Genomic DNA, 25,443 nt, shown 5'->3' with positions numbered 1-25,443 from the left:
CTTTTGCTTGCCATTCCGCAAAAGCGCGAATAGTGTCGAGAACGCCAGGGCTCCTCGATGAAGAGAAAGGTCAGGCCTCGCACCCCGTCCGTGCTCCCCCCCTCACGGACGCTCTCTCGCCGGTGGCATCCACCGCCGTGCGGCACTGCCGCGCGCCTGCGCACTCACGTCCCTCGATGAAGAACGGATACCCCACGTGAACAGCTCGCACAACACCGTCCCCGACGTCGGCGCCTGGTTCATCGGCGCCCGCGGATCGCTGGCGACCACCGCGACGATCGGCATCCACGCCCTCAGCGCGGGCCTGGTGGAGCCGACAGGTCTCGTGACCGAGACGGACGCCGTCCGCGACGCCGCCTTCCCCCCGATCGCCGGGATCGTCGTCGGCGGTCACGACATCTCTGACACCCCGCTCGTCGAGAAGGCCTTCGCCCTCGCCGACGGCGGCATGTTCCCCGCCTCCCTGGTCGAGAAGGTCCGCAGCGCACTCGTCGCGACCGAGCAGAACATCCGCCGCGTCCCCAGCGGCCTGACGACCCAGCAGGAGGAGATCGATCTCCTCGCCGCGGACATCCGGGACTTCCGGGACCGCCACGGACTGCGCGAAGTGGTCGTCGTCGACGTCTCCTCCACGGAGCCCCTTCCGCCGTACCACCCGGGCTTCGAGTCCGACGAGGTGCTGACCGCCGCGCTCAGCACCCCGGGTGTCCGCATCCTCCCGCCGAGCTCGCGCGCCGCGGCGGCCGCCGTCGCCGCCGGTGTCGCCTACGCGGCCTTCACGCCGTCCGCGTCGCTGAACCTCCCGGCCCTCCGCGACCGCGCCGACCGCGCCGGCATCGCGTACGCCGGTCAGGACGGCAAGACGGGCGAGACCCTGCTCCGCACGGTGCTCGCGCCGATGTTCGCCGCCCGCGGCTTCTCGGTCCGCTCGTGGGCAGGGACGAACCTCCTCGGCGGCGGCGACGGCGCCACCCTCGCCGACCCGGAGGCGGTGCGCTCGAAGCTCGTCTCCAAGAACCGCGGATTGCACGCTCTCGTCGGAGACGACGTCGTCGCCCCGCTGCACATCGACAACGTGCCCGACCTCGGTGACGTCAAGACGGCGTGGGACCACGTCCACGCCGCCGGTTTCCTCGGCAGCCGCGTCACCCTCCAGACCACCTGGAGCGCGTACGACTCCGCCCTCGCGGCGCCGCTGGTGATCGACCTGGTCCGCGCCCTCGCCCTCGCCACGCGTGCCGGGCACGCCGGTGTCGTCGCCGACCTCGGCTGCTTCTTCAAGGACCCGTGGGGCAGCGACGTCCACGCCTTCGCCGAGCAGACCACGCGCTTCGTCGACTGGACGCTCCGCACCTCCGCCTCGCTCGCGCACGCGACCTCCGCATCGACCGGCCGCGCGGAGGACCTCGCGTCCCCCGTCCGCGCCCCCGAGCCGGTCACCGCCCCGTGACCCGCGTCGCGGACTACCTCGACCTCGTCCGCGCCCCCGCCTCGCTCACCGTCCTCGGCGACGCGCTCGTCGGCGCGGTGAGCGCAGCCGGCGGGTCCCGGGCGATGGATGCCACCCCGCCCCAGGCCCGTCCCGCGGCGCTCGCGCGCGGGTCCCGGCGCACCGCCACCCCGGCCCAGGCCCGCCCCGCGGTGCTCGCGCGCGGGTCCCGGCGCACCGCGACCCCGGCCCAGGCCCGCCCCGCGGCGCTCACGCGCGAGGCCCGAGGCACCGCCACCCCGGTCCGACCCGCCACCCCGGTCCGCACCGTCGCCCTCGCCGGGGCGAGCGTGTGCCTCTACAGCGCGGGTATGGCCCTGAACGACTACGCCGACGCCGACCTCGACGCGGTGGAACGCCCCGAACGGCCGATCCCGTCGGGCCGCATCAGCCGCGAGCGCGCCCTCGCCACGGGCGTGGTCCTGACCGCGGCCGGGGTGGGCGCGGCCTTCGCCGCGGGCCGGGCGTCGGGGCTCGTGTCCCTGGCGCTCGCCGCCTCGCTCTGGTCGTACGATCTCGTGTTCAAGGCGACGCCGGCGGGTCCGGCGGTCATGGCGCTGTGCCGCGGGCTCGACGTGCTGCTCGGCGCCGCCGGTCCGTCCTGGCGCGGGGCGATCCTGCCCGCGGCGGCCGTCGCGGTGCACACGGTCGCGGTCACCGCGGTCTCTCGGGGCGAGGTCAGCGGCACGACCGTGACCACCGGTCGCGCCGCCGTCGTCGCGAGCACGGCCGTCGCGGCATCCGGACTCCTCGGACGCGGCGACCGCGCCGCGGCCCTCCTCGGCGGCGCCCGCTATCTCGCCGCCGTCCTGCCGGGACAGCTCGCCGTGGCGCGCGATCCCGGTGCGAGTCAGGCGAGGGATGCCACCCGCGCCGGCATCCGCGCCGTCGTCCCGCTGCAGTCGGCCCTGACCGCACGGGCCGGGGCGCCCGTCGCCACGGCCTTCCTGCTCGCGGTCGAGACGGTCGGCCGGCTCCTGAGCCGCCGCCGCACGAGAGGGGACATCACATGACCGACGTTCCCTGGACGTGGGGGTACGGGACGAACGGCTTCGCCGACCACGCCCTTCCCGACGCGCTCGACGTGCTCCAGGCCACCGGCTACGGTGCCGTCGCCCTGACCCTCGGGCACCCGCATCTCGACCCGTTCGCGTCCGACTGGCGGGCGGAGGCGACCGCCCTCGCCGGCGATCTGCGCCGCCGCGGCCTCCGCGTGGTCGTCGAGACGGGCGCCCGCTACCTGCTCGACCCGTTCGTGAAGCACCGTCCGACCCTCGTCGACCGGGATGCGGAACGACGGATGGCGTTCCTCCGGCGAGCGATCGAGATCGCGGAGATCCTGGATGCCGACTGCGTCTCGCTCTGGAGCGGTGTCCTGCCCGACGATGTCGGCGCCGACGCCGCCCGGGTCCTGCTCGATGCGCGGCTCGCCGAGATCGTCGGGTTCGCCGCGTCGCACGGTGTCGTCCTGGCCCTCGAGCCCGAGCCCGGGATGCTCGTCGAGACGGTCGCCGACGCCGTCGCCGTGCGCGCGCGGCTAGGGCACCCGGCGAACCTCGGCCTCACCGTCGACCTCGGACACTGCGTGGTCGTCGAGCCGGAGGGGGTCGTCGGCGCCCTCCGCGCGGCCGGCCCGCTGCTGCGGAACGTCCAGGCCGACGACATGCGGCCGGACGCGCACGAGCACCTGCCGTTCGGGGAGGGCGAGCTGGATCTCACCGCCGCCCTCGCGACGCTCGGCGAGATCGGGTACCGCGGCGTCGTCGCCGTGGAGCTGCCGCGCCATTCGCACGCCGCTCCGGCTCTGGCGCGGCACAGTCTCGACGCCCTCCGGGCCGCATCTCTTCCAGCGACCGCGGCGGACACCGGCGCGGCGGCGTCGCCGACGGGAGGAGATGCGGCCGGGGGAGGACCGTCCCCCGCGGGATCGTCCTCCGCTCCCGGCATCCCCTCCGCTCCCGACACCGCGGCGACGTCGCCGACGGGAGGAGATGCGGCCGGGGGAGGACCGTCCCCCGCGGGATCGTCCTCCGTTCCCGGCATCCCCTCCGCTCCCGGCATCCCTTCCGTCCTCGACGCCCCGCACCCCTGGACGGTCGCGGCGGTCGAGACGGTCCGAACGGATGCCGCGCGCGCGGCGCGTCTGTTCGCCGAGGCCGGCCGCCAGGTCGGACGGGATCCGCTCGACGACGTCCCGTACGCCCCGACGGCCGACGACGCCGCCCGCGCCGCGCTAGTCGTCGCCCTGGCGGAGGAGGGCACGGACCCCGCGGTCGTCACCGCGCTGTACGACCGCGGCGACGACGCCGAGCGGCGCGGCGTGCTGCGCGGGCTGAACGCCTTGGCCGACGGCGATCTCGATCCCCGCTGGCGGGACGCCGGCCGCGCCCTCATGCTCGACGCGCTCCGGACGAACGACACCCGTCTCGTCGCCGTCGCGATGGGCGCCTTCTCGGCGCGGCACCTCGACGACCACGCGTGGCGGCACGGGGTGCTGAAGCTCGCCTTCCTCGGCATCCCGTTCTCCGTCGTCCACGACCTGACGGGCCGGGCCGACGACGAGCTCGCCGCGATGGCCGCACGCTTCGCCGAGGAGCGCCGCGCCGCCGGACGCTCCGTGCCGGAGGACCTCGCCCTCGTCCTCCCCGCCCTCAGCCAGACCTGACCTCGCCCCCCGAAATCCCTCCAACCGTGACTGGGCGCAGATGCACGCAGAACACCCCCCGCGCCGTACATCTCCGCCCAGTCAGCGCCGGGGGACCAGCCCCCCACACCCCAGCCGTGACTTGGCGCAGATGCACACAGAACACCCCCCGCGCCGTACATCTCCGCCCAGTCAGCGCCGACACCCACCCACCCATGAAAGGCCCGACGTGCGCATCTTCGACCCCCACATCCACATGACGGCGCGGACCACCGACGACTACGAGGCGATGTACGACGCGGGCGTGCGCGCTCTGGTCGAACCCGCCTTCTGGCTGGGTCAGCCCCGCACGAGCGTCGGGTCCTTCCTCGACTACTTCGACACCCTCATCGGGTGGGAGAGGTTCCGCGCCGCGCAGTTCGGCATCCGCCATCACTGCACGATTGCGCTCAACCCGAAGGAGGCGAACGACCCGCGTTGCCGGGAGGTCATGGCGGAGCTGCCGCGCTACCTCGCCAAGGACGGCGTCGTCGCGGTCGGCGAGACCGGGTACGACTCGATGACCCCCGAGGAGGACGAGGTCCTCGCGGAGCACCTCGCCCTCGGCATCGAGTTCGACCTGCCGGTCCTCGTCCACACCCCTCACCGCGACAAGGCGGTCGGCACGCGCCGGACCCTCGACGTCGTCCTGGAGTCGGGCATCCCGATGGAGCGGGTCCTCGTCGACCATCTCAACGAGACCTGCGTGGACGACGTGGCGGCGAGCGGGGCGTGGATGGGCTTCTCCATCTATCCCGACACGAAGATGGACGAGCAGCGCGTGGTCGCCATCATGCAGCGCATCGGTCTCGACCGCATCATCGTCAACTCGGCCGCCGACTGGGGACGCTCCGACCCGCTCAAGACGGCGAAGACCGGGCTGGCGATGCTCGACGCCGGCTTCACCGACGACGACGTCGACCGCATCCTGTGGCGCAACCCCGTGGCCTTCTACGGACAGAGCGGCCGCGTCGTCACCGACCCGATCCCCGGTTTCGCGCCCGCCCAGCAGGGCCCCGACACCTTCGCGGGCAACTCTGTGCTGCGCGGCACGGCCTCGCGCCAGGGGGCCTGAGTGGAGCTGTCGTACTGCACCAACGTCCACCCGGCCGAGGACGTCGCCGGCATCGTCCGTCAGCTCGACGAGCACGCCGGACCCGTGCGCATCGCCGCGGGACTCGACCGGCTCGGTGTCGGGCTGTGGCTCCCTGCCGACGCCGCAGCGGTGCTCGCGGACGACCCCGCCGCCCGGCGGCTGCTGGCCGACGCTCTCGAGCGCAACGGCCTCGAGCTGCGCACCGTCAACGCGTTCCCCTTCCGCGGCTTCCACGACGACGTCGTCAAGCTCGCGGTCTACCGTCCCGACTGGACGACCCCCGACCGCCTGCGGTACACCCTCGACGTCGCCCGCGCGCTCGCCGCGCTCCTGCCGCCCGGGGCCTCCGGGAGCATCTCGACCCTGCCGCTGGGGTGGCGGACCGGATGGGATGCCGCCGCCGACGCGGCCGCGGAGGACGCCCTGTCCCGCCTGGTCGCGGGCCTCCGCGACATCGAGCGCACGACCGGTCGCACGGTCCGCGTCGGGATCGAGCCGGAGCCCGGCTGCATCCTCGACGACGTCGCCGACGTGGTCGCCTGGCTGGGAGCGCGACCGCACCTGACCGCCGACGGCTTCCTCGGCCTCTGCGTGGACACGTGCCATCTCGCGGTGTCGTTCGCCGATCCCGCGGACGCCGTCGCCGCGGCCACGGCCGCCGGCGTCCGGGTGGTGAAGGTGCAGGCCTCCGTCGCGCTCGAGGTCCCCGACCCCGCGGACCCCCGGACGACGGAGGCGCTCGCCCCCTTCGCGGAGGAACGCTACGTGCATCAGGTGCGCGAAGCGCGTGGCATCCGTTCCGCCGACGACCTGCCGGAGGTCCTGGATGCCGCCGACCCCTGGCCCGTCGACGCCCCCTGGCGGGTGCACGTGCACATCCCGCTCCACGCCCGGCCGGCGCCGCCGCTGCGCGCGACGACCGAGGTGCTGCGCGCGGCCGTGGACGCGATGCTCGCCGCGCCCCACGGAGACGAGGCCCACCTCGACGTCGAGACGTACACCTGGTCCGTACTGCCGGCCGCCCTGCAGCCCCCGACGCTCGTCGACGGCATCGCGGCCGAGCTGCGGTGGGTGCGCGAGACGCTCCCGCACGCCCTCGCGCCGGACGTCCCCTCGCCGGCCGCGCCCGGGCCCGCGCCGGCCCGCCCCGACGTCGACGTCGCGCGAGCGGCATCCATCCCCCTCGAGAGGAGCCGTTGATGGCCCCCGTCCTGCTGCTCGACGTCGTCGGGCTCACGCCGCGCACCCTCGCGCACATGCCGCGCCTGCGCCGCCTCGCCGACGGCGGCCGGGCCGTCGGGCTCGACACGATCCTGCCCGCCGTCACGTGCAGCGTGCAGTCCACGATCCTCACCGGCACGATGCCGCGAGAACACGGGATCGTCGGCAACGGCTGGCACTTCCGCGACCTGGGCGACCCGCTGCTGTGGCGCCAGCACAACCGGCTCGTCGCGGGGGAGAAGGTGTGGGAGACCGCGCGCCGGCACCGCCCCGGTCTGACCGCGGCGAACCTCGGCTGGTGGTACGCCATGGGGGCCAGCACGGACATCACGGTCACCCCGCGTCCGATCTACCACGCGGACGGGCGCAAGAGCCCCGACGCGTACGTCCGTCCCCCCGCCCTGCACGACCGGCTGACCGGGGCGCTGGGGGAGTTCCCCCTGTTCCAGTACTGGGGGCCGACGGCATCCATCGAGAGCAGCGCGTGGTTGGCGGAGGCGACCCGGGGCGTGATCGGCGAGCGGTGGGGGGCTGCCCCCGACCTCACCATGGCCTACCTGCCGCACCTGGACTACGACCTGCAGCGCTTCGGACCGGACGCGCCCGAGGCGGACCGGGCCGCCCGGGAACTGGATGCCGCCCTCACCCCGCTCCTCGACGACGCGGAGGACCGCGGGTACACGGTCGTCGCGCTGTCGGAGTACGGCATCGAGAACGCGTCCCGCCCGGTCGACGTCAACCGCGCGCTGCGCCGGGAGGGGCTGCTGGAGGTCTACGTGCAGGACGGCCGCGAGCAGCTGGACCCCTGGACCTCGCGCGCCTTCGCCGTCGCCGACCACCAGGTCGCACACGTCTACGTCCCGGATGCCGCCGACATCGGCCGCGTCGCCGCGCTGCTGCGCGGGCTGGAGGGGGTCGACGAGGTGCTCGACCGCGAGGGGCAGGCCCGGTACGGACTGGACCACGAGCGCGCCGGGGAGCTCGTCGTCGTCGCCGAGCCCGGCGCGTGGTTCACCTACTACTTCTGGCTCGACGACGACCGCGCGCCGGAGTACGCCCGCGGTGTCGACATCCACCGCAAGCCCGGGTACGACCCGGCGGAGCTGTTCTTCGACCCGGCCGACCGGCTCGCGAAGGCGAAGGCCGGCGCCAACCTGGTGAAGAAGAAGGTCGGGCTGCGGTACGCGATGAGCACGGTCCCGCTGGACCCCGCCTGCGTGCGCGGCACTCACGGGCGCCTGCCGTCGTCCCGGGCCGACGCGCCGATGCTCCTCACCTCGGACGCGGCGCTGCTGCCCGACGGAGCGGAGTCGGTCGCCGCCACGGACGTCCGCGACCTCCTGCTGCGCGCGCTCGGCGCGGCGGGCTAGCGCGCCCATCGCCCCGGGCGTCCCGGGACGGGGACAGGCACCGCGCCGGAGACAGGCGGATCCGGCGCGGATCCGCCTGTCCCGGCCGCGCCGCCTGTTCCGGGCGCTCGCGGCCCGCACACGCGGGAGGGGCCGGACGCTCGCGCGCCCGGCCCCTCCTCATCGCTTCCCGCTGATCGCCCCCCGCGTCAGCGCTGGCTGAAGGCCGCGTCGAACGCGGCCCCCGACGGTTCGTACGACGACATGCGCTGCACGAACGCGAGAGCCTCGGGCGCCCCCACGAGGCGGTCCATCCCGGCGTCCTCCCACTCGACCGACAGCGGGCCGTCGTAGCCGATCGCGTTGAGCATGCGGAAGGCGTCCTCCCACGGCACGTCACCGTGGCCGGTGGAGATGAAGTCCCACCCGCGTCGCGGGTCCGCCCACGGCAGGTGCGACGAGAGACGGCCGTTGCGGCCGTTCGAGAGCCGCTTCTTGGTGTCCTTGCAGTGGACGTGGAAGATCTTGTCCTGGAAGTCCCACAGGAACGCGACCGGGTCGATGTCCTGCCACACCATGTGCGACGGGTCCCAGTTCAACCCGAACGCGTCGCGGTGGCCGATGGCCTCCAGGGCGAGCTTCGTCGTCCAGTAGTCGTAGGCGATCTCGGACGGGTGCACCTCGTGCGCGAAGCGCACGCCCACCTCGTCGAACACGTCGAGGATCGGGTTCCACCGGTCGGCGAAGTCGCGGTAGCCGGCCGCGACCATCTCCTCCGTGGCGGGCGGGAACATCGCGACGTACTTCCAGATGCTCGACCCGGTGAAGCCGGTCACCGTCTTCACGCCGAGCTTCGCGGCGAGCCGTGCGGTGTTCTTGAGCTCCTCCGCTGCGCGCCGGCGCACGCCCTCGGCATCCCCGTCGCCCCAGACGCGGTCCGAGACGATGTCGCGGTGCCGCTGGTCGATGGGGTCGTCGCAGACGACCTGCCCCTTGAGGTGGTTGGAGATCGTGAACACCTTCAGCCCGTTGCGCTCCAGCACGTCGAGCTTGCCCTGCACGTAGGCGTCGTCGTCCCAGCGCCAGGGGTCGAGGTGATCGCCCCAGCAGGCGATCTCGAGGCCGTCGTAGCCCCACTCGCCGGCGAGACGGGCCACCTCCTCGAACGGCAGGTCGGCCCACTGGCCGGTGAACAGGGTGATCGGTCGCGCCATCGCGGTGTCCTCTCTCGCGGGGTCAGGGGTCAGTCGACGTCGACCCAGACGCTGTCGGCGTCCGAGCTGCGGCTCACGGCATCCAGGACGCTCTGCACGTGCAGCCCGTCCGCGAACGACGGACGGGGGTCCTCGCCGGAGCCGACCGCCTCGACGAAGTCCTTCGCCTGGTGGGCGAAGCCGTGCTCGTAGCCGAGCATGTGCCCTGTCGGCCACCAGTTGCCGACGTAAGGGTGGCTCGGCTCGGTGACGTAGATGCGGCGGAAGCCCTGCTCGGACTCCGGCTCCGTGGCGTCGTACAGCTCGAGCTCGTTGAGGCGTTCCAGGTCGAAGGCGAGGGTTCCGCGCGAGCCCGAGATCTCGATGCGCAGCGCGTTCTTCCGTCCGGTGCGGAACCGGGATGCCTCGAAGGAGGCGAGCGCGCCGGAGTCGAGGCGACCGGTGAACAGGGCCAGGTCGTCGACGGTCACGGCGCCGCGCTCGGATCCGGCCGAGCCGGACAGGCCCGAGGACGCCGCGAGCACGGGGCGCTCCGAGACGATCGTCTCGAGGACGCCCGAGACCCGCGTGACGCGCTGCCCGGTGATGTACTCGGTCAGGTCGACGGCGTGGGCGCCGATGTCGCCGAGGGCGCCGGAGCCGGCGCGCTCCTTCTGCAGGCGCCACGTGAGGGGGGCCTCGGCGTCGCTCAGCCAGTCCTGCAGGTACTCGGCGCGCACCTGCCGGACCTCGCCGATCCGGCCCGAGGCGACGAGGTCGCGGGCGAAGGTCGTGGCCGGCACCCGACGGTACGTGAAGCCGACCATGCTCCGGATGCCGCGGGCGCGCGCGCTCTCGGCGGCGGCGGCCATCCGCCGGGCTTCGTCGACGGTGTTGGCGAGGGGCTTCTCGCAGAGGACGTGCTTGCCCGCCTCGAGCGCGGCGATGGCGATCTCGGCGTGGGTGTCGCCCGGCGTGACCACGTCGACGACGTCGATGTCGTCGCGCGCGACGACCTCGCGCCAGTCCGTGGCCGACTCCGTCCAGCCCCAGCACTCGGCGGCCTCGCTCGTGCGGGCGGCGTCGCGTCCGACGAGGACGCTCATCTGGGGGGCGAGGGGCAGCTCGAAGAACCGAGGGGCCACGCGCCATCCCTGGGAATGCGCGGCGCCCATGAATCCTGCGCCGACCATGGCGATGCGGAGTGGCTGGGTCACGGTGGTGGTGTCTTTCTGGTGGGGGGAGGGACGGCGGGGGGACGCCCGCGGAGTCGCGGACGCCCCCCGTGGCCGGTCAGGAGTTGAACGCGAGGTCGATGTAGGAGTCGACGTTGTCGGCGGTCACGACCGGGGCGTCGAGGACAATCCGGTTCGGGACGCTCGGGGTGATGAGGTCGCCGGCCGTCTTGCCCTGGGCGATCAGTCGGGCGAGGGCGATGCCGTCCGCCGCCTGGGTCGAGGGGTAGATGACCGTGGCCTGCAGCGGGGTGTCGCCGGCCTGGATGGCCTCCATGGCGTTGCGGCTGCCCGCGCCGCCGACCATGAAGAACTCGTCGCGGCCCGCGGCGGTGATGGCGGCGAGGACGCCGATGCCCTGGTCGTCGTCGTGGTTCCAGATGGCGTCGATCCGGGGGTTGGCCGACAGTAGCTGCGAGGTCGCGGACTCGCCGCCCTGGACGGTGAAGTCGGCCGCGACGCGGGGTCCGACCTCGAGGCCGCAGTCCGACAAAGCGTCGGCGAAGCCCGCGGAGCGGTCCTGCGTCAGCGGCAGCGAGTCGATGCCGGCGATCTCGGCGACGACGGCGTCGCTCTGGCCCTCGAGCTGCTCGCAGATGTAGGTGCCCGCGCTGACGCCCATGCCGTAGTTGTCGCCGAGCACGGTGGTGCGGGCGGCGAACGGGCTGGAGAACTCGCGGTCGACGTTGATGACGGGGATGCCGGCCTCCATCGCCTTGATGGCGACCTCGGTCAGGGCCGCGCCGTCGCTGGGCAGCAGGACGATGGCGTCGACGCCGTCGTTGATGAAGGTCTCGACGGCGGCGATCTGCGCGGTGACGTCGTTGGTGCCCTCGGCGACCTGCAGGTCGACGTCCGAGTAGCTCTCGGCGGCGGCGAGGGCGCCGGAGTTGATGGCGCCGAGCCAGCCGTGGTCGGCGGCGGGGCCCGAGAAGCCGATGGTCACGGTGTCGCCCTCGGCGGCGTTCTCCTCGGCGCTGGTGCCCTGGTCGACGACGTTCTCGCTGTCGCCGTCCGAGCCGGTGCAGCCGGCGAGCAGGCCGACGGCGGCGACCATGGCCGCGCCGGTCAGGATCAGACGAGAGCGCGAGGTCATTCGAGTGCGCATGTGTTTCCTCCTTGAAATGTGATGCAGCAGGGGTCAGCGAGGCCCCGGGTCATCCGTACGGGAGGGTCCACTCTGACCTCGGTCACGCTAGCAGAAGTGACGGTTCAGTGGTCAACTTTTGTTATCTCACGGTTATAAGTTCCGTATCCCTCCCGTATCCCCCTCACTCCGCGAAAGATCGCCGGGGGAGCGGCGCGGGCCGGACGGGGGCGGCATCCGGAGAAGAGGGGTCGCGCGACGGAGAAGTGGCGTGTTATGTTCGCCGGGTGATCAAAGTTGACCATGCATCGTCATTACTCGACGTCCGCGGCGTGACGAAGTCGTTCGGCGGCGTGCGCGCCCTGCGGGGCGTCGACCTCGAGGTGCGGCCCGGCGAAGTGCACTGCGTGCTCGGCCAGAACGGCGCGGGGAAGTCCACGCTGATCAAGACCCTGGCCGGGGTCCATCGTCCCGACGGCGGGCAGATCTCGTGGCTCGGGGAGGACGTCGAGATCGACAGCCCTCAGGCGGCCATCGAGCTCGGCATCGCCACCATGTACCAGGAGCTCGACGTCGTCGACGGCCTCAGCATCGCCGAGAACATTTTCCTCGGGCACGAGATCGCCAAGGGCGGCTTCACCCGACGGTCCGAGGCGGCTCGGCAGACCACCGAGCTGCTGCGGCGACTCGGCCACGCGAGCCTGTCCCCGCACACCGAGGTCGGCTCCCTGAGCGCCGCGAACAAGCAGATCGTCAGCATGGCGCGCGCGCTCTCGCACGACATCAAGCTGATCATCATGGACGAGCCCTCAGCCGTCCTCGACACCGAAGAGGTGAAGAACCTCTTCGCGGTCGTGCGCGAGCTGACCGGAGCCGGGATCGCCGTCGTCTACATCACGCACCGTCTCGAGGAGATCCGCGAGATCGGCGACCGCATCACCGTCCTCAAGGACGGACGCACGACCGCGGTCGGCCTGCCCGCCGCCGAGACGCCCACCGCCGAGCTCATCCGGCTCATGACCGGCCGGGAGGTCGCCAACGTCTTCCCGGAGCGCGCCCCCGTGGCATCCGATGCCCCCGTCGTCCTCGACGTCGAGGGACTGGAGCTGGACGGGGTGTTCTCGGACGTGTCGTTCTCCGTCCGCGCGGGCGAGGTCGTCGGACTCGCCGGTCTGGTGGGCTCCGGTCGGTCCGAGATCCTCGAGACCGTCTACGGCGCGCGCAAGGCGACCGCCGGACGCGTGCGGGTCCGTGACAAGGTCCTGCCCCGCGGGTCGGTGCGCGCCGCCGTCGGGGCCGGCATCGGCCTGTCGCCCGAGGAGCGCAAGAGCCAGGGACTCGTGCTCGACGAGCCCATCTTCGTCAACATCTCCCTGGCATCCATGAAGCGCTTCGCCAAGGGCGGCTTCCTCGACGACCGCGCCGCCCGGAAGATCGCCCGCGAGCAGATCGACGCCTTCGAGCTGCGCCCGGCCGATCCCGACCGTCCCGCCCGCACCCTGTCGGGCGGCAACCAGCAGAAGATCCTCCTCGCCCGCTGGCTCGTGCACGGCACCGACGTGCTGCTGCTGGACGAACCCACCCGCGGCGTCGACGTCGGCGCCCGCGCCGAGATCTACGCCCTCATCCGGGACCTGGCCGCGGCAGGCAACGCCGTCGTCGTTGTCTCCAGCGAGATCGAGGAGGTGCTCGGCCTCGCCGACGTCGTCCTCGTCGTCGCGGACGGCCGGATCCTCCGCACCCTCCCCTCCCACCAGATCGACGAGCACGGAGTGCTCGACCTCGTCATGAAAGGATCCGCCGCGTGAGCGAGCCGACCACCCCGACCCGTGCGCGGACCGTGCCCACCGAGACCGGCGTCACGCCGGCCCCGGAGGCCGTCCCCGCGTGGCGCCGCCTCCTCTCCGGCTCCGCCGGACGCAACCTCGGCCTCGTCGTCGCGCTGCTGCTGATCGTCGTGATCGGCGCCGTCACCGCGCAGGGGTCCTTCACCAGCCTCGACAACATGCTGGTCATCCTGCGCCAGGCCTCCATCATCGGCGTCATCGCCATCGGCATGACGTTCGTGATCATCGCCGGCGGCATCGATCTCTCGGTCGGCTCCGTCATGGGCCTGGCCTCCGTCGTCGCCACGCTCGCGGCGGTGCAGGACCTCGCCGACTCGCTGCACTGGAGCGTGATGATCGTCATCGCCCTCGCCGTGGGCGTCGGCGCCGGTCTCATCAACGGCATCGTCATCGCCTACGGGAACGTCGTCGCGTTCATGGCGACGCTGGCCATGCTCGTCGGCGCGCGCGGTCTCGCCGAGATCCTGGCCGAGCGCCGGACCCTCGTCGTCCAGGACCGCGGCTTCATCACCTTCATGAACGGCGACATCCTCGGCGTCGACATCCTCATCTGGATCTTCGCCATCGTCGCCGCGCTCGGCTGGGTGCTGCTGAACCGCACCACCTTCGGCCGTCGCACCGTCGCCGTCGGCGGCAACCGCGAGGCCGCACGCCTGGCCGGCATCAACGTGAAGCGCCACACGATGCTGCTCTATGCGCTCACCGGCCTGTGCTCGGGCATCGCCGCCGTCATGATCCTCGGTCGCACCACGGCCGGCACCTCGACCCACGGCACGCTCGTCGAGCTCGACGCGATCGCCGCGGTCGTCGTCGGCGGTACGCTGCTCATCGGCGGTCGCGGCACGGTCACGGGCACGGTCTTCGGTGTCCTGATCTTCGCGACGCTGTCGAACGTGTTCGTCCAGAACAATCTGTCGTCGTCGGTGCAGGCCGTCGCGAAGGGCGTCATCATCGTCGTCGCGGTCCTCCTGCAGCAGCGTTTCTCCCGCCCGCCGGGCCGCGGCTGACCCCGTCGACACCGACGGCGACTGCGTTTCACGGACAGTCGCCGTCGGTAGATGGATCGGATCCAGATCAACTAATGGTGTACTGAGGGCGTGAGAAGGATGACCACGGATTCTGCCGCGCCGGTGACCGGTGTCAGCCAGCTGTTCCAGCTGCTGCGCGACGGCGTACCGCGCACGCGGGCCGAGCTGGCCAAGTCGACCGGACTGGCCCGTTCGACGGTCGCGGTCCGGGTGGACGAGCTGATGCGCATGGGCCTCATCACCCCCGTGGCCGACGCCGTCTCGACGGGGGGACGGCCGCCGTCCCAGTTCGCGATCAACCCCGCGGCCAAGGTCGTCATGGCCGTGGACATCGGCGCCTCGCACGCGATCGTCGCCATGGCCGACCTCACCGGCAAGGTCCTCAGCGAGAAGACCGGCGCCCTCGACATCGCGCTCGGCCCCGAGCCGGTGCTGTCGTGGCTCGTCGAGGCGACGACCGAGCTGCTGGCGGCCTCGGGCCGCTCGGCATCCGACGTCGCCGCCATGGGCATCGGCGTCCCCGGACCCGTCGAGCACTCGACCGGGCAGCCGGTCAACCCGCCGATCATGCCCGGGTGGGACCGCTTCGACATCCCCGGCTGGATCAACCAGCACCTCGCCGTCCCTGTGCTCGTCGACAACGACGTGAACATCATGGCCCTGGGCGAGCGCAGCGTCGCCTGGCCGTCCGTCGACCACTTCATGTTCGTCAAGGTCGCCACCGGCATCGGCACCGGGATCATCTCCGGCGGCGAGCTCCAGCGCGGCGCGCAGGGCATCGCGGGCGACATCGGCCACGTGCAGGTCGCGCGCGGCGCGGACATCCCATGCCAGTGCGGGAACCGTGGATGCCTCGAGGCCCTGGCATCCGGACCCGCCATCGCCCGCGCGCTCCGACGCGACGGGATCGAGGCGCACACCGGCACGGACGTGGTCGACCTGGTCAAGCGCGGCAACATCGACGCGATCCAGGCGGTCCGTCAGGCCGGTCGCGACATCGGGGAGGTGCTGACGACCTGCGTGAGCCTGATGAACCCGTCGGTCATCGCGATCGGCGGATCGATGGCCCGCGTCGGCGAGCACCTCATCGCCGGCGTGCGCGAGGTCGTGTACACGCGGTCGACGCCGCTGGCGACGGAGTACCTCTCCATCGTGCAGTCGGTCGCCGCGGAGCGCGCGGGCGTCGTCGGGGCGAGCATGCTCGCGGTCGAGCACGCCCTGTCGCCGGAGTCGCTGAGCACGGGCTTCCTCCGCGTCTGACGCCGGCCCGCCATCCCGCTCATCCGCTGGGCCCGTCCGTGGCGCGGACCGGCGCATCGCTGCCTCACCCGCCCCCGCAGGTCGCACCGGCCCCACGGGTCCTGCAGACGCCCGGCGACGCGGTGGTCAGAACGGCGTCTCCTCCTGCTCGAGAGCGGCGTGCTCGCGGCTGCAGAAGCCGCGATGCCCCGCGGCGGTGGACCCGCGCAGCGTGACGGGGGTGCCGCAGTAGCGGCAGGGGCGGGGGCGGACCTCGCGGTGGGCGAGCGCGCGGACGAGGACGAACGGCAGCACGGGACCGTCCCTTCGGGTGGGATGCAGGGATGCCACCCGCCACGACACACGATCTCGTCACGGGTCGGCGCCCTCCGGCCGTCTTTTCACCCTCTCCCTCACCCACGGCACGCGAGCGAAGCCTGGTCAGGATGCCGTGACGTGCCCCATATGCACGCCCCGCCCCCGCCGCGGCGTACATGTGCGCCGAGTCACGGCACGGGGACGCCCGCCGCGCGGGGCGCGACGGGCGTCGGGTGGGTCACCCGCGGCGCAGAGTGTCCCTCTCGGCGCCGCGGGTGGTCTCAGGGCGACCGGGGTGCGGTCGTGGCGGCATCCGCGTCTCCGCCGGGGCCGGCGGCCGGCACTCCCTGGGCGGCGACGACGGCGGCAGCGGACTCGGACGGCGCGTCGTGACCCGCACCGGTGCCGTCCTCGCGTCCGGCGGTCGCGGCGGCCACCGCGGCGGCGATCTCCCGCTCGTGCGCGGCCTTCCGGCGGCGTCCGGCGACGATGCGCCACGCGACGAACCCGGCGATGAGGAGGAGGAGGGCGAGCGCCGTCCACGGCACGGCCGCGGTCGACGCGGAGCCGACGGTGACGAGCGGGTCGAAGGTCGACGCCTCGGTGCCTTCCAGCGTGCGGGAGACGACCTGCGAGGTCGCGGTCACGTCGGCGGCCAGCAGACCGAGGGGGAGGACCCCCGCCACCTCGACGGTGCGCTCCAGCGTGCTGCCGGGCAGCAGCTCGGGGGCGTCGTCCTCGGCCGTCACCGCGGCCCACCCGAACGGACCGCCCAGCGCGACGTCGACGTCGGGGTCCAGGCGCGAGTTCCCGGTGTTGTGGATCGTGTAGGTGACGGTCGCACTGCCCGCCTCGACCGGGTTGAGGGTGCCGTGGTAGTCCACGGCGACGTCGGTCACGGACAGCGCGGGAGCGAGGTCGCCCATCACGCGCAGGTGCACGCGGGACCCGAGACGTCGTTCGGTGACCGTGCCGTCGTCGCCGGTGACCAGCATGGATGCCACGACACCGGCCGCGTAGTCCCCGGGCGGGGTGTCCGCGGGGACGGCGAGGGAGAACGGCACCTCGGCGGTGGCACCGCTGTCGAGGGTGAGCTGCGGGGTGGCGATGTCGATCCAGCTGCCCAGCTCGGTGGACTCCTCGCCGCCGGCGAGGATGTCGAGCGCTCCGTCGGCGGTGAGGAAGCCGTCCGCGGCGTACACGGCGAGCGTGATCGGCTCGGCGCTGCGGTTGGTCACGGAGAGGGCGTCGCCGACGGTCCCGCCGGGGGCCAGGTCGTAGCCGTAGTTGGGGCGGTCGCGCCCCTGCGCGGTGTCCGCCGGGCGCACGCTCCAGGTCACGGTCGTGTCGGGGGCGGTGTCCGCCGCCACCGCCGCCAGCACCGAGGGTGCCGCCCGCAGCACCGAGGATGACGCCGCCGGCACCGCCGCCGCCGGCGCGGCCGCCGCGGCGGGTGCCGCCAGTGCGAGCACGACCGCCGCCGCCAGCACCCCCGCCCGGGCCCGAAGCCCCTTTCTCGCAGCGCTGACTTGTCGCACATGTACGTCGACACCGCCGCGCGGCGTACATCTGCGGCAACTCACGGCATCGGACGGGGCAGCGACCTCGACGAGCGCGGGCCCCGTGGCATCCATCGGGGCGGCAGGAGACGGGGTGAAGAGCGGGGAGGACGGGAGGGGGGAGAGGGGCGCCAGGGACATGGGCGGGGCTTTCTGCGAGAGGAAGAGGGGCCGGGGCCGTGGAGCAGGTCCACGGCCCCGGCGGGGGGATCAGCTGAGCGCGGTCAGCGTGATGGTCGCGGTGTAGGTGCCGCGGGGGGTCTCGAGCGGGAGCTTGAGATCCAGGTCGGCGCTCACGAGCGAGGAGCCCCGCTCGTGGCCGTCGTTGGCCTGGGCGAGGGTGCGCGCGACCGAGAGGCCCTGGCCGCTGTCGAAGCCCGAGGGCACCGGAGCGCCGGCGACGGCGCCGCCCTGGGTCTCGAGCACCTCGGGCGTCCATCCGAGGTACTTGCTCGACACCGCCTCGCCGCCGGCGAGGAAGTCGGACACCTGCGCGGTGAGCGACCAGCCGGGGTTGCCGGGACGGGTGTCCTGGATGCGGATCGGGACGATCGAACCGGCCGCGTGGTAGTGATCGAGCTTCTCCTCGGCCACCCCCAGGTCGACGAGATTCGAGGTGCCCTCGATGGACCAGGTGAGCTCGCCGGAGCCCTGGTCGGGCACGGTGACCGCGATCGACTGGTCGCCCGCGGGCGGGGCCGTGGGGGCCTCGCCGGTGAAGTCGCCGGTGGTCGAGCCGGCGCGGACGCCGGTCCCGAACGCCGCGGCCGGGGTGTTCCCGTCCAGCGCGAGAGCGCCGTACACGGTCGTGGCGGCGACACGCAGGTTGGCGTTGTTGCCCGAGAGCGTCAGGCCTCCGCCGATCGTGTTCGCGAAGGCATCCGCTCCGCCGTCGGCGGTCGCGCCGATGAGCACGTCCCGTCCGCTGCCGCTGACCGAGACGTCGCCCGCGACGATCGCGCCGGTGAGCGAGACGCCCCACGCCGAGCCGTCGATGGAGACGTCCTGGTCGACCGAGGTGCGCACGAGGTCGACGTACGTCGCCTGCTGCGTGGTGAGCGACCCCGCGATGGCGCTGTCGGTCACCTCGACGTCGATGCCGCCGGCCTCGACCGAGCCGCCGACCCGCAGGTCGGTGACGTAGAGGAACCCGACGGTCGTGTCGGCCGAGTACGCGCTGATGTCCCCGGCCACGCTCGTGCCGTCGAGGGAGACGCCGTACGCGTCGGTGGCGATGACGTCGCCGGTGACGGTGACCGACGTCGCGTCGAGCCAGCCGCCGGGCTCGACGATGATGTCGCCCTCGACGGTCGCGCCGCCGAGCACGCAGTCCACGCCGCCGGGGACGGTCAGGGTGCCCGAGACGGTCTGGCTGCCCAGGTCGCCGGTGCAGGAGAGGTCGGCCGCGTACGCGGGGACCGCGACGACGCTGCCCCCGATGACGAGGAGGCCGACGGTCGTGATCTTGGTGAGGTTCTTCATCTCTTCTTCCTCGTCCCTCAGGCGCGCAGGGACGCGATCTGGTCGTAGCTGCGGTCGGCGTTGGCCAGGGAGTTCAGCGGGTTGCCGCCGACGGCCGAGGTGGCGGCGTTGTCCTGCTCGAACATGCCGTAGCGCTGCCCGCGGTCGCGCAGCTGCGACAGGAAGGCGGTGTAGTCGATGTTCCCGGCGCCGAACTCGATGATGTCGTAGCCGTTGGCGCTCTCCGGGTTCAGCTTGCCGTCCTTGAGGTGGAGGATCGGGAAGCGCCGGGGGTCGCGCTTGATGTAGTCGATCGGCTCGAACCCGGGGTACAGGTGCTTGCCGACGTGGGCCCAGTAGACGTCCATCTCGAAGAACACCGACTCGCGGTCGAAGCCGTCCCAGAGCAGGTCGTAGACCCGCTCGTTGGTGTCCGACGTGAAGCCCCACTCCTGCGCGTGGTTGTGCGAGTAGAGCTTGATCCCGGATGCCTTGGCCTTGGCGCCCATCTGGTTCCAGGTCTCGATGGCCGAGACCCACTGGTCGCGGGGGATGGGTCCGCCGTAGCCCCCGGCGATGGGTCCGCCCTGGCCGAGGTGCGGCGTGCCCAGGATGTGCGCGATCTCGAGCTGCTGGTCGATGTTCGCCGGGGTCAGGTTGACGTGGGAGCCGGCGGCGCGCAGGCCGTTGTCGTCGAGCAGCTGGCGGATCTCCTGCGGGGTGATCGCGCCGACCTGGCCCTGCGTGTACCCGGCGAACTCGATCTCCGAGTAGCCGATGTTCGCCAGCTCCTCGAAGACGGCGCGGAAGCCGAGGGAGCTGACCTTGTCGCGGACGGTGAACAGCTGGATGCCGATGCGGTTGACCGGCACGAGGCGCTTGCCGGCGCTGACGCTGGGGGCCGCGGCGCGGGCGCCGAGTCCGGTGGCGGCGGTGGCCGCCGGAGCGGCGGCGGCGCCGATGCCGACGGCGACCGACGAAGCGGCCAGTGCCTTCAGCAGCGTCCGGCGGCTCATCGGCTTCGCCGAGACCGTCGGGTGCGCGTGGTCGTGGTGGTGACTCATGACTCTCCTTTGAGGTGTGTCCGCCCGGGGGACCCGGGTCGGCCGGGGGGCGGGGGCCGCGTCGAGACGCGACCCCCGCCGGGTGTTACCGCGCGACGGTCAGTCCGGCGATCGCGCTGCTCTTGGCCACGCCGGTCGAACCGGTGTAGGCCGCCTGCACCTGGTAGCTGCCGACGGTGCCGAGCTTCGGCAGCGTCACGCGGACGCTGCCGTCGGCGCCGAGGGTGCCGGTGAGGGTGGCGACGACCGCGTTGTTGCGGCGCACCGTCACGGTCGCGTCGCCCGTGGGCGCGATGCCCGTCGAGGAGGTGACCTTCACCGTCGCGGTCGCGGCCACGGCGGGCTTGACCGGGTTGGGCGTGACCTCGAGCGCGGTCGTCGACCGGGCCTGCGAGACGGTCAGGCGACCGATGCCGGCCGAGCCGATGAACGTCTCGTCCGCCCCGTACGTGGCGCGCAGCGTGTGCGTGCCCACGGGCAGGTCGGCCGGGAGGGCGAAGACGACGTTGCCGTCCGCGTTCAGGGCCGCCCGGCCCAGCTCGCGCTCGCCGGCGGTCAGCACGACCTCGCCGGAGGGGACGCCGCCGTCGCCGCGGACCGAGACGGTCACGTCACCGGGGGCGCCGTAGGTGGCACGCGGCGAGGCGAGCGTCACGAGCGTCCGGCTCTCGACCGTCGGCTCGTTCGGAGCGTCGAGGTCGATGGTGAACGTCGCCGATCCGAGCTCCGACACGTTGCCGCCGGTGTCGGTGGCGCGGTAGCGGATGTCGTACGTGCCGTTCTCGGAGAACGTCACGCCGTACTGCTCGCCGGCGGCCAGGTTCGACCAGGTCGCGCCGTTGTCGCGCGAGTACTGGACGCTGGCGAGGGTGCCGTTGTCGGCGGCCTGCACCGAGAAGCGGACCGGCTCGTTGTACACGCCGCCGACGCCCGTGGGGGCGGCGGGGGCGAGGGTGTGCGCCACGGTCGGAGCCGTGACGTCGCCGACGCCGTCGCCGACCATGGTCAGCGCGTCCAGGGCGAGCTCGTCGCCGGACGTGACGTACAGCGCACCGGTGCCCTCCGGGGCGTCGAAGGCGATCTCGACGTCCTGCCAGCCCTGGCCCGCCGGGATGGCGGCCGTGGCGAACGGCTCGGCGTCGGCCGCGCCCCAGCGCAGCTGCACCTCTCCGGCGCCGTTGGCGCGGATGACCGCACCGTCGATGCCGGCGAAGCTCACCGGGTCGAAGGCGAGGAAGTCGCCCGCGCCGAGACCGCGGACGGCGTTGCCGCCCGAGGCCGTGGCATCCGCGTAGTTCACGACGCCCTGGCGGCGGATCGCGTGCTCCGCCTGCTGCTCCTTCGGGTTGAGACGGAGGGTCGCCTCACCGGTCGCGGCGGGCAGGCCGTTCGCGCCCCGGTCCGTGTAGGTCACCACGACCGCGCCGTAGAGCAGGGCGCCGGGGCCGTGCTCGGGCGAGTTCGGGTCGGTGCGGAACACGCCGGTGCAGCCGGTGCCCGAGACCTCGGGGTGGGCGTGCTCGTCGTGGCCGAGGCCGTAGGTCCACGCCACGCGGGCGCAGTCGGTGGCGTCACCGTCCTCGGCGTCCGAGGTGGTCACCTGGAACGGGATGGCCTGACCCCAGTCGAAGAACGACCCGTTCTCGGGGAACGCGATCGTCACCTCGGGCGCCTGGTTGCCGACCGAGATGGTGCGGGTGGTCAGGCCGAAGCGGCCGGCCGGGTCCGACACCCGCAGGCGGGCGGTGTAGTTGCCGATCTCGGTGTAGGTGTGCGACGCGGTCGCACCGGTGGCGTCGAACGTCCCGTCGCCGTCGAAGTCCCACTGATAGGTGACTTCGTCGCCATCGGGGTCGACCGACGCGGTGGCGTCGAACTCCACGGTCAGCGGCGCGGTCGACGACGACGTCGGCGTGGCGGTGAAGCTCGCCTGGGGAGACTTGTTCCCGGCGACGTAGTCGATCCGGTACAGGCCGGCGTCGGGGTTCGCGCGGAAGAAGCCGTCGCCGTAGTCGAGCACGTACATCGAGCCGTCGGGGCCGATCTCCATGTCCATCGGGTTGTCGTGCGGCGGCTGGCCGTTGGCGGTGAGGGCGGCGTTGGGCAGGAAGTCCTCGATCGCGGTCACGTCGAAGGCATCCCAGTCCACCGTGAACGCGGCGATGTAGTCCTGCGAGAACTCGCCCATGAAGGCCTTGCCGTCCCAGTGGCGGGGGAGCTTGGTCTCCGACGGGTTGGCCTCGTCGTAGTGGTACACCGGACCGCCCATGGGGCCCTGGCCGTTGCCCGCGCCGAAGTTCACGAGCTCGTCCCAGGGCTGGTCGCCCGGGCTGTCGCCGTAGTACAGCGTGGCGGCCTTGGCGGGCGGCAGCTCGCTCAGACCGGTGTTCCAGCGGGACTCGTTGACGAGGTTCTCGGGGTCGAAGAACGCGCCGGGGGTCGCGGTGGCGAAGTCCCAGTCGTTGTAGGCGAAGTTGTCGGCGTGGACGTACGGCCAGCCGGCGTTGTGCGGCTCGTCGAGGCTGACGACGTTCCACTCCACGTAGCCCATGGGTCCGCGACCGGCGGTCTCGGCGACGGCCTTGGTCGCGTCGGGACCGTAGTCCGCCCAGGAGAGCGAGTTGGTGGCGGGGTCGACCTCGATGCGGAACGGGTTGCGCACGCCCATCACGAAGATCTCCGGGCGGGTCAGCTCGGTGCCCGGGGCGAACAGGTTGCCCTCGGGGATCGTGTACGAGCCGTCGTCCTCGACGTGCAGGCGCAGGATCTTGCCGCGCAGGTCGTTGGTGTTGCCGGCGCCGCGGCGCGCGTCGAAGCCCGGGTTGAAGCCGGGAGCGTCGTTGTTCGGCGCGAAGCCGTTGGCGCCCGGAGTGGATGCCGGGGTGTTGTCGCCCGTGGACAGGTACAGGTTGCCGTCGCCGTCGAAGTCGATGTCGGCGCCGACGTGGCAGCACTGCCCGCGCTGCACCTCGACGTCGAGGATGACCTGCTCGGACGCCGTGTCGAGGGAAGAGCCGTTCCACTGGAAGCGCGAGAGACGGTTCACGCCCTTCCACTGGTCCCAGTAGGACTCGTCGGCCCCGGCGGGGAGGGTGTTCGGCGCGTTCCCGGTGGGCACGTCGTTCTGCCCGTCCCCGTCGGCGTCGAGCGGCGAGTAGACGAGGTAGACCCAGTTGTTCTCCTCGAAGTCGGGGTCCAGCGCGACCGTCTGGAGGCCGTCTTCGGAGTTGAGGTACACCGGGAGGGTGTTGACGACCGTCGTGACGCCGGTGGAGGGGTCGGTCAGGCGCAGGTCGCCGTTGCGGGCGGTGTGCAGCACGCGCTCGTCCGGCAGGACGGCCAGGTCGATCGGCTCGCCGACGTCCTTCGTCAGCAGCACCCGCTCGTAGTTGGACCAGTCGAGGGCGCCTTCGCCGTCGCCGGGATCGGGGTCGGGGACGCCCGGGTCGGTGGGATCGCCGTGATCGCCGCCGGGGTCGGTCCCGTGGTCGTGGCCCTCGTGGGCGACGGCCGGCAATGAGGTGGCGCCGACGGCGGTCAGCCCGAGGGCGACAGCGGTGAAGACCGCCGTCAACCGGGACCGCACGGCGGGATGCCGAGAAGTAGAGTGCATCGTGAAACAGCTCCTGTGAATGCGTTCGAGTTGTTTTCACCGGGTCGTCACCAGCCGGTCTCAACGGCTGATCGTGGCGACCCGGGCCCTTCGCAGCGGCGGCGTCCGGCCGCGCGCCTGTTCTCCTCCGCTCTTCATCGAGTTCGGACGGATCGACGAGCAGCGCCTCGTACGGCGGCTGACGTGGACGACCCGGGGTGGGGGGACGAGTGCTCCGCGAGGGGATGAAGCGGGGCTGCTCTGGTGGTCATCCTGACCGAAGTTCGTCCATCGGTCAATCAAAAGTTGCGTAATGTGCGATCAGGAATCGAATACATGACGCGAGTCTTGTTATCCCTGATCGTCCAGGGTTAGCATCGGCCCACCCGGTGCCCCACGGCATCGCATTCCCCCACGATGTGCCGAGCGATGAGGCCGGCCAGCCCGAAGGAGGGCTCATGCTCCATGGAATGACCGGATGGCATCTGCTGATTGTGCTCGCGGTGATCCTGCTCCTGTTCGGCGCCGCGAAGCTGCCGGCGCTGGCCAAGAGCGTCGGACAGTCGGCGCGCGTCTTCAAGGGCGAGATGCAGGCGATGAAGGCCGACGACGGCGCCGAGGGAGTGGCATCCACCCCTCCGTCCCCCGCCGCGGCGACGGCTCTCCCCGAGCCCCCGCGCACCCCCTGACGCGATGATGCGCCGCATCCGGAGGTCCCCGGAGTGGCGCGAACGGCGCCTCTCGCTCGGGGGACACCTCGTCGAGCTCCGGCGGCGACTCACGATCGCGGCGCTCGCCGTGGTCGTCGGGACGGTGATCGCGTTCTTCTGCACCGACCCGTTGATCGCCGTGCTCACCGCGCCCATCCGCGCCGTCTCCGAAGCGCGCGAGAGCGACCTCGTCGCGCTCAACTTCGACTCCGTCACCGCCGCGTTCGACCTGCGGATGCGGATGTCGTTCGCCGTCGGCATCCTCCTGTCCGCGCCGGTCTGGCTGTGGCAGGTCTGGGCGTTCGTCATGCCGGGCCTCACCCGCCGCGAGGTGCGGCGGAGTCTCGCGTTCGTCGGCGCGGCCGTGCCGCTGTTCTTCGCCGGCTGCGCGGCGGGGCTCCTCCTGATGCCGCACATCATCGAGCTCATGGCGCGGTTCGTGCCGGCGCAGGGCGCCGCGCTCTACGGTGCCGCGGTCTACTACGACTTCGTCCTCAAGCTGCTGCTGGCGGTGGGGGTCGCGTTCGTGCTGCCGGTGTTCCTCGTGGCGCTGAACGTCGCCGGCGTGCTCAGCGGACGGACCATCCTCCGCGGCTGGCGCGTCGCGGTGCTCGTCGCGACCGTGTTCGCCGCGCTGGCCACCCCGGCGGCCGACGTGATGTCGATGCTGCTGCTGGCCGGCACGCTGACGCTGTTCTACCTGGGGGCAGCCGGGGTCGCGCTCCTGCTCGACCGGCGGCGCGCCCGCGCCCTGGCTCCGGCGCCGGCGCAGGCGGAGGTGGCGGCGTGACCTTCGGGCTGACGATCGAGAAGCTGCTGCTCATCGCCGTCCTCGCCGCGCTCATCATCGGTCCGGAGCGGCTGCCCGCGGCGGCCGAGGCGCTCGGACGGCTCACCCGCCGGGCGCGGGGATGGGGTCAGGCCGCGCAGGGGCGTCTCCGTGAGGAGCTCGGCCCGGAGGTCGCCGACGTCGACTGGCAACGTCTCGACCCCCGCCGGTACGACCCGCGGCGCATCGTGCGGGAGGCGCTGCGCGCCGAGCCGTCGGTCCGGCCCCCTGTCGTGCCGCCGGTCGTTCCTTCTGCCGAGCCGTCGACCCCGCCCTCTGCGGGACCGTCGGTCCGGGTCTCTGCTGGACCGTCCTGCGGAGATCCGGCCGACACGCCGGGTGATCGGGTCGTCGGGGGCGGCGTGTCGCCCGGTTCTCCGCACGACGGCGGGACCCCTCTCGGGTAGGTGAGGGATGGATGCCACGGCAACGGCATCCACCCC

The 25,443-nt window shown here is 72.6% G+C and carries 20 protein-coding genes; 12 read left to right on the top strand and 8 right to left on the bottom strand.

The genetic code is table 11. From position 1 onward, the window contains the following. Positions 1-196 precede the first annotated feature (196 nt). The 6 genes from ACO03V_RS00830 (at position 197) to ACO03V_RS00805 (ending at position 7,859) form a co-directional block, all read left to right on the top strand. Positions 197-1,450, top strand: a complete 1,254-nt coding sequence (locus tag ACO03V_RS00830; protein WP_423136245.1) for an inositol-3-phosphate synthase — start codon at positions 197-199, stop codon at positions 1,448-1,450. Then, entirely contained in the window at positions 1,447-2,502 is a 1,056-nt protein-coding gene (locus tag ACO03V_RS00825; RefSeq protein WP_423136244.1) for an SCO3242 family prenyltransferase, read from the top strand. Before ACO03V_RS00830 ends, ACO03V_RS00825 begins: the two co-directional genes overlap by 4 nt. Then, on the top strand, positions 2,499-4,154 hold the full coding sequence (locus ACO03V_RS00820) for an EboA domain-containing protein (protein WP_423136243.1): 1,656 nt from the start codon (positions 2,499-2,501) through the stop codon (positions 4,152-4,154). Before ACO03V_RS00825 ends, ACO03V_RS00820 begins: the two co-directional genes overlap by 4 nt. Before the next feature lie 208 nt (positions 4,155-4,362). Further along, complete coding sequence (locus ACO03V_RS00815) at positions 4,363-5,247, top strand: TatD family hydrolase (protein ID WP_423136242.1); 885 nt, start codon at positions 4,363-4,365, stop codon at positions 5,245-5,247. Continuing rightward, on the top strand, positions 5,248-6,468 hold the full coding sequence (gene eboE, locus ACO03V_RS00810) for a metabolite traffic protein EboE (protein ID WP_423136241.1): 1,221 nt from the start codon (positions 5,248-5,250) through the stop codon (positions 6,466-6,468). Further along, positions 6,468-7,859, top strand: coding sequence for a nucleotide pyrophosphatase/phosphodiesterase family protein (locus tag ACO03V_RS00805; RefSeq protein ID WP_367732659.1), 1,392 nt, complete (start codon positions 6,468-6,470; stop codon positions 7,857-7,859). The genes eboE and ACO03V_RS00805 overlap by 1 nt, the downstream gene beginning before the upstream one ends. A 188-nt stretch (positions 7,860-8,047) precedes the next feature. On the opposite strand, the gene ACO03V_RS00800 is transcribed toward ACO03V_RS00805, so the two are convergent. The 3 genes from ACO03V_RS00800 to ACO03V_RS00790 all read right to left on the bottom strand — a co-directional run bounded on the left by ACO03V_RS00800 (position 8,048) and on the right by ACO03V_RS00790 (position 11,374). Continuing rightward, positions 8,048-9,052: a sugar phosphate isomerase/epimerase family protein gene (locus ACO03V_RS00800; RefSeq protein ID WP_387052929.1), complete on the bottom strand. Its 1,005-nt coding sequence runs from the start codon at positions 9,050-9,052 to the stop codon at positions 8,048-8,050. A 29-nt stretch (positions 9,053-9,081) separates the two neighbouring features. Further along, positions 9,082-10,224: a Gfo/Idh/MocA family protein gene (locus ACO03V_RS00795; RefSeq protein WP_423136665.1), complete on the bottom strand. Its 1,143-nt coding sequence runs from the start codon at positions 10,222-10,224 to the stop codon at positions 9,082-9,084. Between the two features lie 100 nt (positions 10,225-10,324). Beyond that, positions 10,325-11,374, bottom strand: coding sequence for a substrate-binding domain-containing protein (locus ACO03V_RS00790; RefSeq protein ID WP_423136240.1), 1,050 nt, complete (start codon positions 11,372-11,374; stop codon positions 10,325-10,327). Between the two features lie 311 nt (positions 11,375-11,685). Between ACO03V_RS00790 and ACO03V_RS00785 the strand changes: the two genes are divergently transcribed. The 3 genes from ACO03V_RS00785 (at position 11,686) to ACO03V_RS00775 (ending at position 15,488) form a co-directional block, all read left to right on the top strand. After that, complete coding sequence (locus tag ACO03V_RS00785) at positions 11,686-13,161, top strand: sugar ABC transporter ATP-binding protein (protein WP_367733679.1); 1,476 nt, start codon at positions 11,686-11,688, stop codon at positions 13,159-13,161. Continuing rightward, complete coding sequence (locus ACO03V_RS00780; protein ID WP_387052923.1) at positions 13,158-14,207, top strand: ABC transporter permease; 1,050 nt, start codon at positions 13,158-13,160, stop codon at positions 14,205-14,207. The genes ACO03V_RS00785 and ACO03V_RS00780 overlap by 4 nt, the downstream gene beginning before the upstream one ends. A gap of 99 nt (positions 14,208-14,306) precedes the next feature. Continuing rightward, on the top strand, positions 14,307-15,488 hold the full coding sequence (locus tag ACO03V_RS00775; RefSeq protein WP_367732667.1) for an ROK family transcriptional regulator: 1,182 nt from the start codon (positions 14,307-14,309) through the stop codon (positions 15,486-15,488). A gap of 126 nt (positions 15,489-15,614) precedes the next feature. On the opposite strand, the gene ACO03V_RS00770 is transcribed toward ACO03V_RS00775, so the two are convergent. From ACO03V_RS00770 to ACO03V_RS00750, 5 genes are all read right to left on the bottom strand, one after another. Next, positions 15,615-15,782 (bottom strand): hypothetical protein, encoded by a 168-nt coding sequence (locus ACO03V_RS00770; RefSeq protein WP_367732669.1) that lies wholly within the window; start codon positions 15,780-15,782, stop codon positions 15,615-15,617. Between the two features lie 284 nt (positions 15,783-16,066). Further along, positions 16,067-17,257 (bottom strand): DUF916 domain-containing protein, encoded by a 1,191-nt coding sequence (locus tag ACO03V_RS00765; protein ID WP_423136239.1) that lies wholly within the window; start codon positions 17,255-17,257, stop codon positions 16,067-16,069. Positions 17,258-17,554: 297 nt separating this feature from the next. After that, entirely contained in the window at positions 17,555-18,826 is a 1,272-nt protein-coding gene (locus ACO03V_RS00760) for a hypothetical protein (RefSeq protein ID WP_367732674.1), read from the bottom strand. Positions 18,827-18,843: 17 nt separating this feature from the next. Next, the gene (locus ACO03V_RS00755; protein WP_423136238.1) at positions 18,844-19,869 is read right to left on the bottom strand and encodes a sugar phosphate isomerase/epimerase family protein; all 1,026 of its coding nucleotides are present in this window, start codon (positions 19,867-19,869) and stop codon (positions 18,844-18,846) included. Positions 19,870-19,954: 85 nt separating this feature from the next. Next, positions 19,955-23,482: a PQQ-dependent sugar dehydrogenase gene (locus ACO03V_RS00750; protein WP_423136237.1), complete on the bottom strand. Its 3,528-nt coding sequence runs from the start codon at positions 23,480-23,482 to the stop codon at positions 19,955-19,957. Between the two features lie 437 nt (positions 23,483-23,919). On the opposite strand from ACO03V_RS00750, the gene tatA reads away from it, so the two are divergent. The 3 genes from tatA to ACO03V_RS00735 are packed head-to-tail and all read left to right on the top strand — an operon-like array spanning position 23,920 to position 25,407. After that, entirely contained in the window at positions 23,920-24,150 is a 231-nt protein-coding gene (tatA, locus tag ACO03V_RS00745; protein ID WP_367732680.1) for a twin-arginine translocase TatA/TatE family subunit, read from the top strand. A gap of 4 nt (positions 24,151-24,154) precedes the next feature. Beyond that, positions 24,155-24,961: a twin-arginine translocase subunit TatC gene (gene tatC, locus ACO03V_RS00740; RefSeq protein ID WP_367732684.1), complete on the top strand. Its 807-nt coding sequence runs from the start codon at positions 24,155-24,157 to the stop codon at positions 24,959-24,961. Beyond that, positions 24,958-25,407, top strand: a complete 450-nt coding sequence (locus ACO03V_RS00735; RefSeq protein ID WP_423136236.1) for a twin-arginine translocase TatA/TatE family subunit — start codon at positions 24,958-24,960, stop codon at positions 25,405-25,407. The genes tatC and ACO03V_RS00735 overlap by 4 nt, the downstream gene beginning before the upstream one ends. Positions 25,408-25,443: the final 36 nt, after the last annotated feature.

The sequence above is a fragment of the Microbacterium sp. HMH0099 genome, from assembly GCF_049384025.1.
Classification (GTDB): Bacteria; Actinomycetota; Actinomycetes; order Actinomycetales; family Microbacteriaceae; genus Microbacterium.
Note: the sequence above shows the minus strand (reverse complement) of the source record. Positions and strands in the feature narration are given on the sequence as shown.

What these genes read in the sequence shown, in the direction of transcription:
- ACO03V_RS00805 (WP_367732659.1), top strand. Translation starts at nt 6,468, where the DNA reads ATGGCCCCCGTCCTGCTGCTCGACGTCGTCGGGCTCACGCCGCGCACC.
- ACO03V_RS00775 (WP_367732667.1), top strand. Translation starts at nt 14,307, where the DNA reads ATGACCACGGATTCTGCCGCGCCGGTGACCGGTGTCAGCCAGCTGTTC.
- tatC (WP_367732684.1), top strand. Translation starts at nt 24,155, where the DNA reads ATGATGCGCCGCATCCGGAGGTCCCCGGAGTGGCGCGAACGGCGCCTC.
- tatA (WP_367732680.1), top strand. Translation starts at nt 23,920, where the DNA reads ATGCTCCATGGAATGACCGGATGGCATCTGCTGATTGTGCTCGCGGTG.
- ACO03V_RS00820 (WP_423136243.1), top strand. Translation starts at nt 2,499, where the DNA reads ATGACCGACGTTCCCTGGACGTGGGGGTACGGGACGAACGGCTTCGCC.
- ACO03V_RS00750 (WP_423136237.1), bottom strand. Translation starts at nt 23,482, where the DNA reads ATGCACTCTACTTCTCGGCATCCCGCCGTGCGGTCCCGGTTGACGGCG.
- ACO03V_RS00760 (WP_367732674.1), bottom strand. Translation starts at nt 18,826, where the DNA reads ATGAAGAACCTCACCAAGATCACGACCGTCGGCCTCCTCGTCATCGGG.
- ACO03V_RS00800 (WP_387052929.1), bottom strand. Translation starts at nt 9,052, where the DNA reads ATGGCGCGACCGATCACCCTGTTCACCGGCCAGTGGGCCGACCTGCCG.
- ACO03V_RS00755 (WP_423136238.1), bottom strand. Translation starts at nt 19,869, where the DNA reads ATGAGTCACCACCACGACCACGCGCACCCGACGGTCTCGGCGAAGCCG.
- ACO03V_RS00790 (WP_423136240.1), bottom strand. Translation starts at nt 11,374, where the DNA reads ATGCGCACTCGAATGACCTCGCGCTCTCGTCTGATCCTGACCGGCGCG.
- ACO03V_RS00795 (WP_423136665.1), bottom strand. Translation starts at nt 10,224, where the DNA reads ATGGTCGGCGCAGGATTCATGGGCGCCGCGCATTCCCAGGGATGGCGC.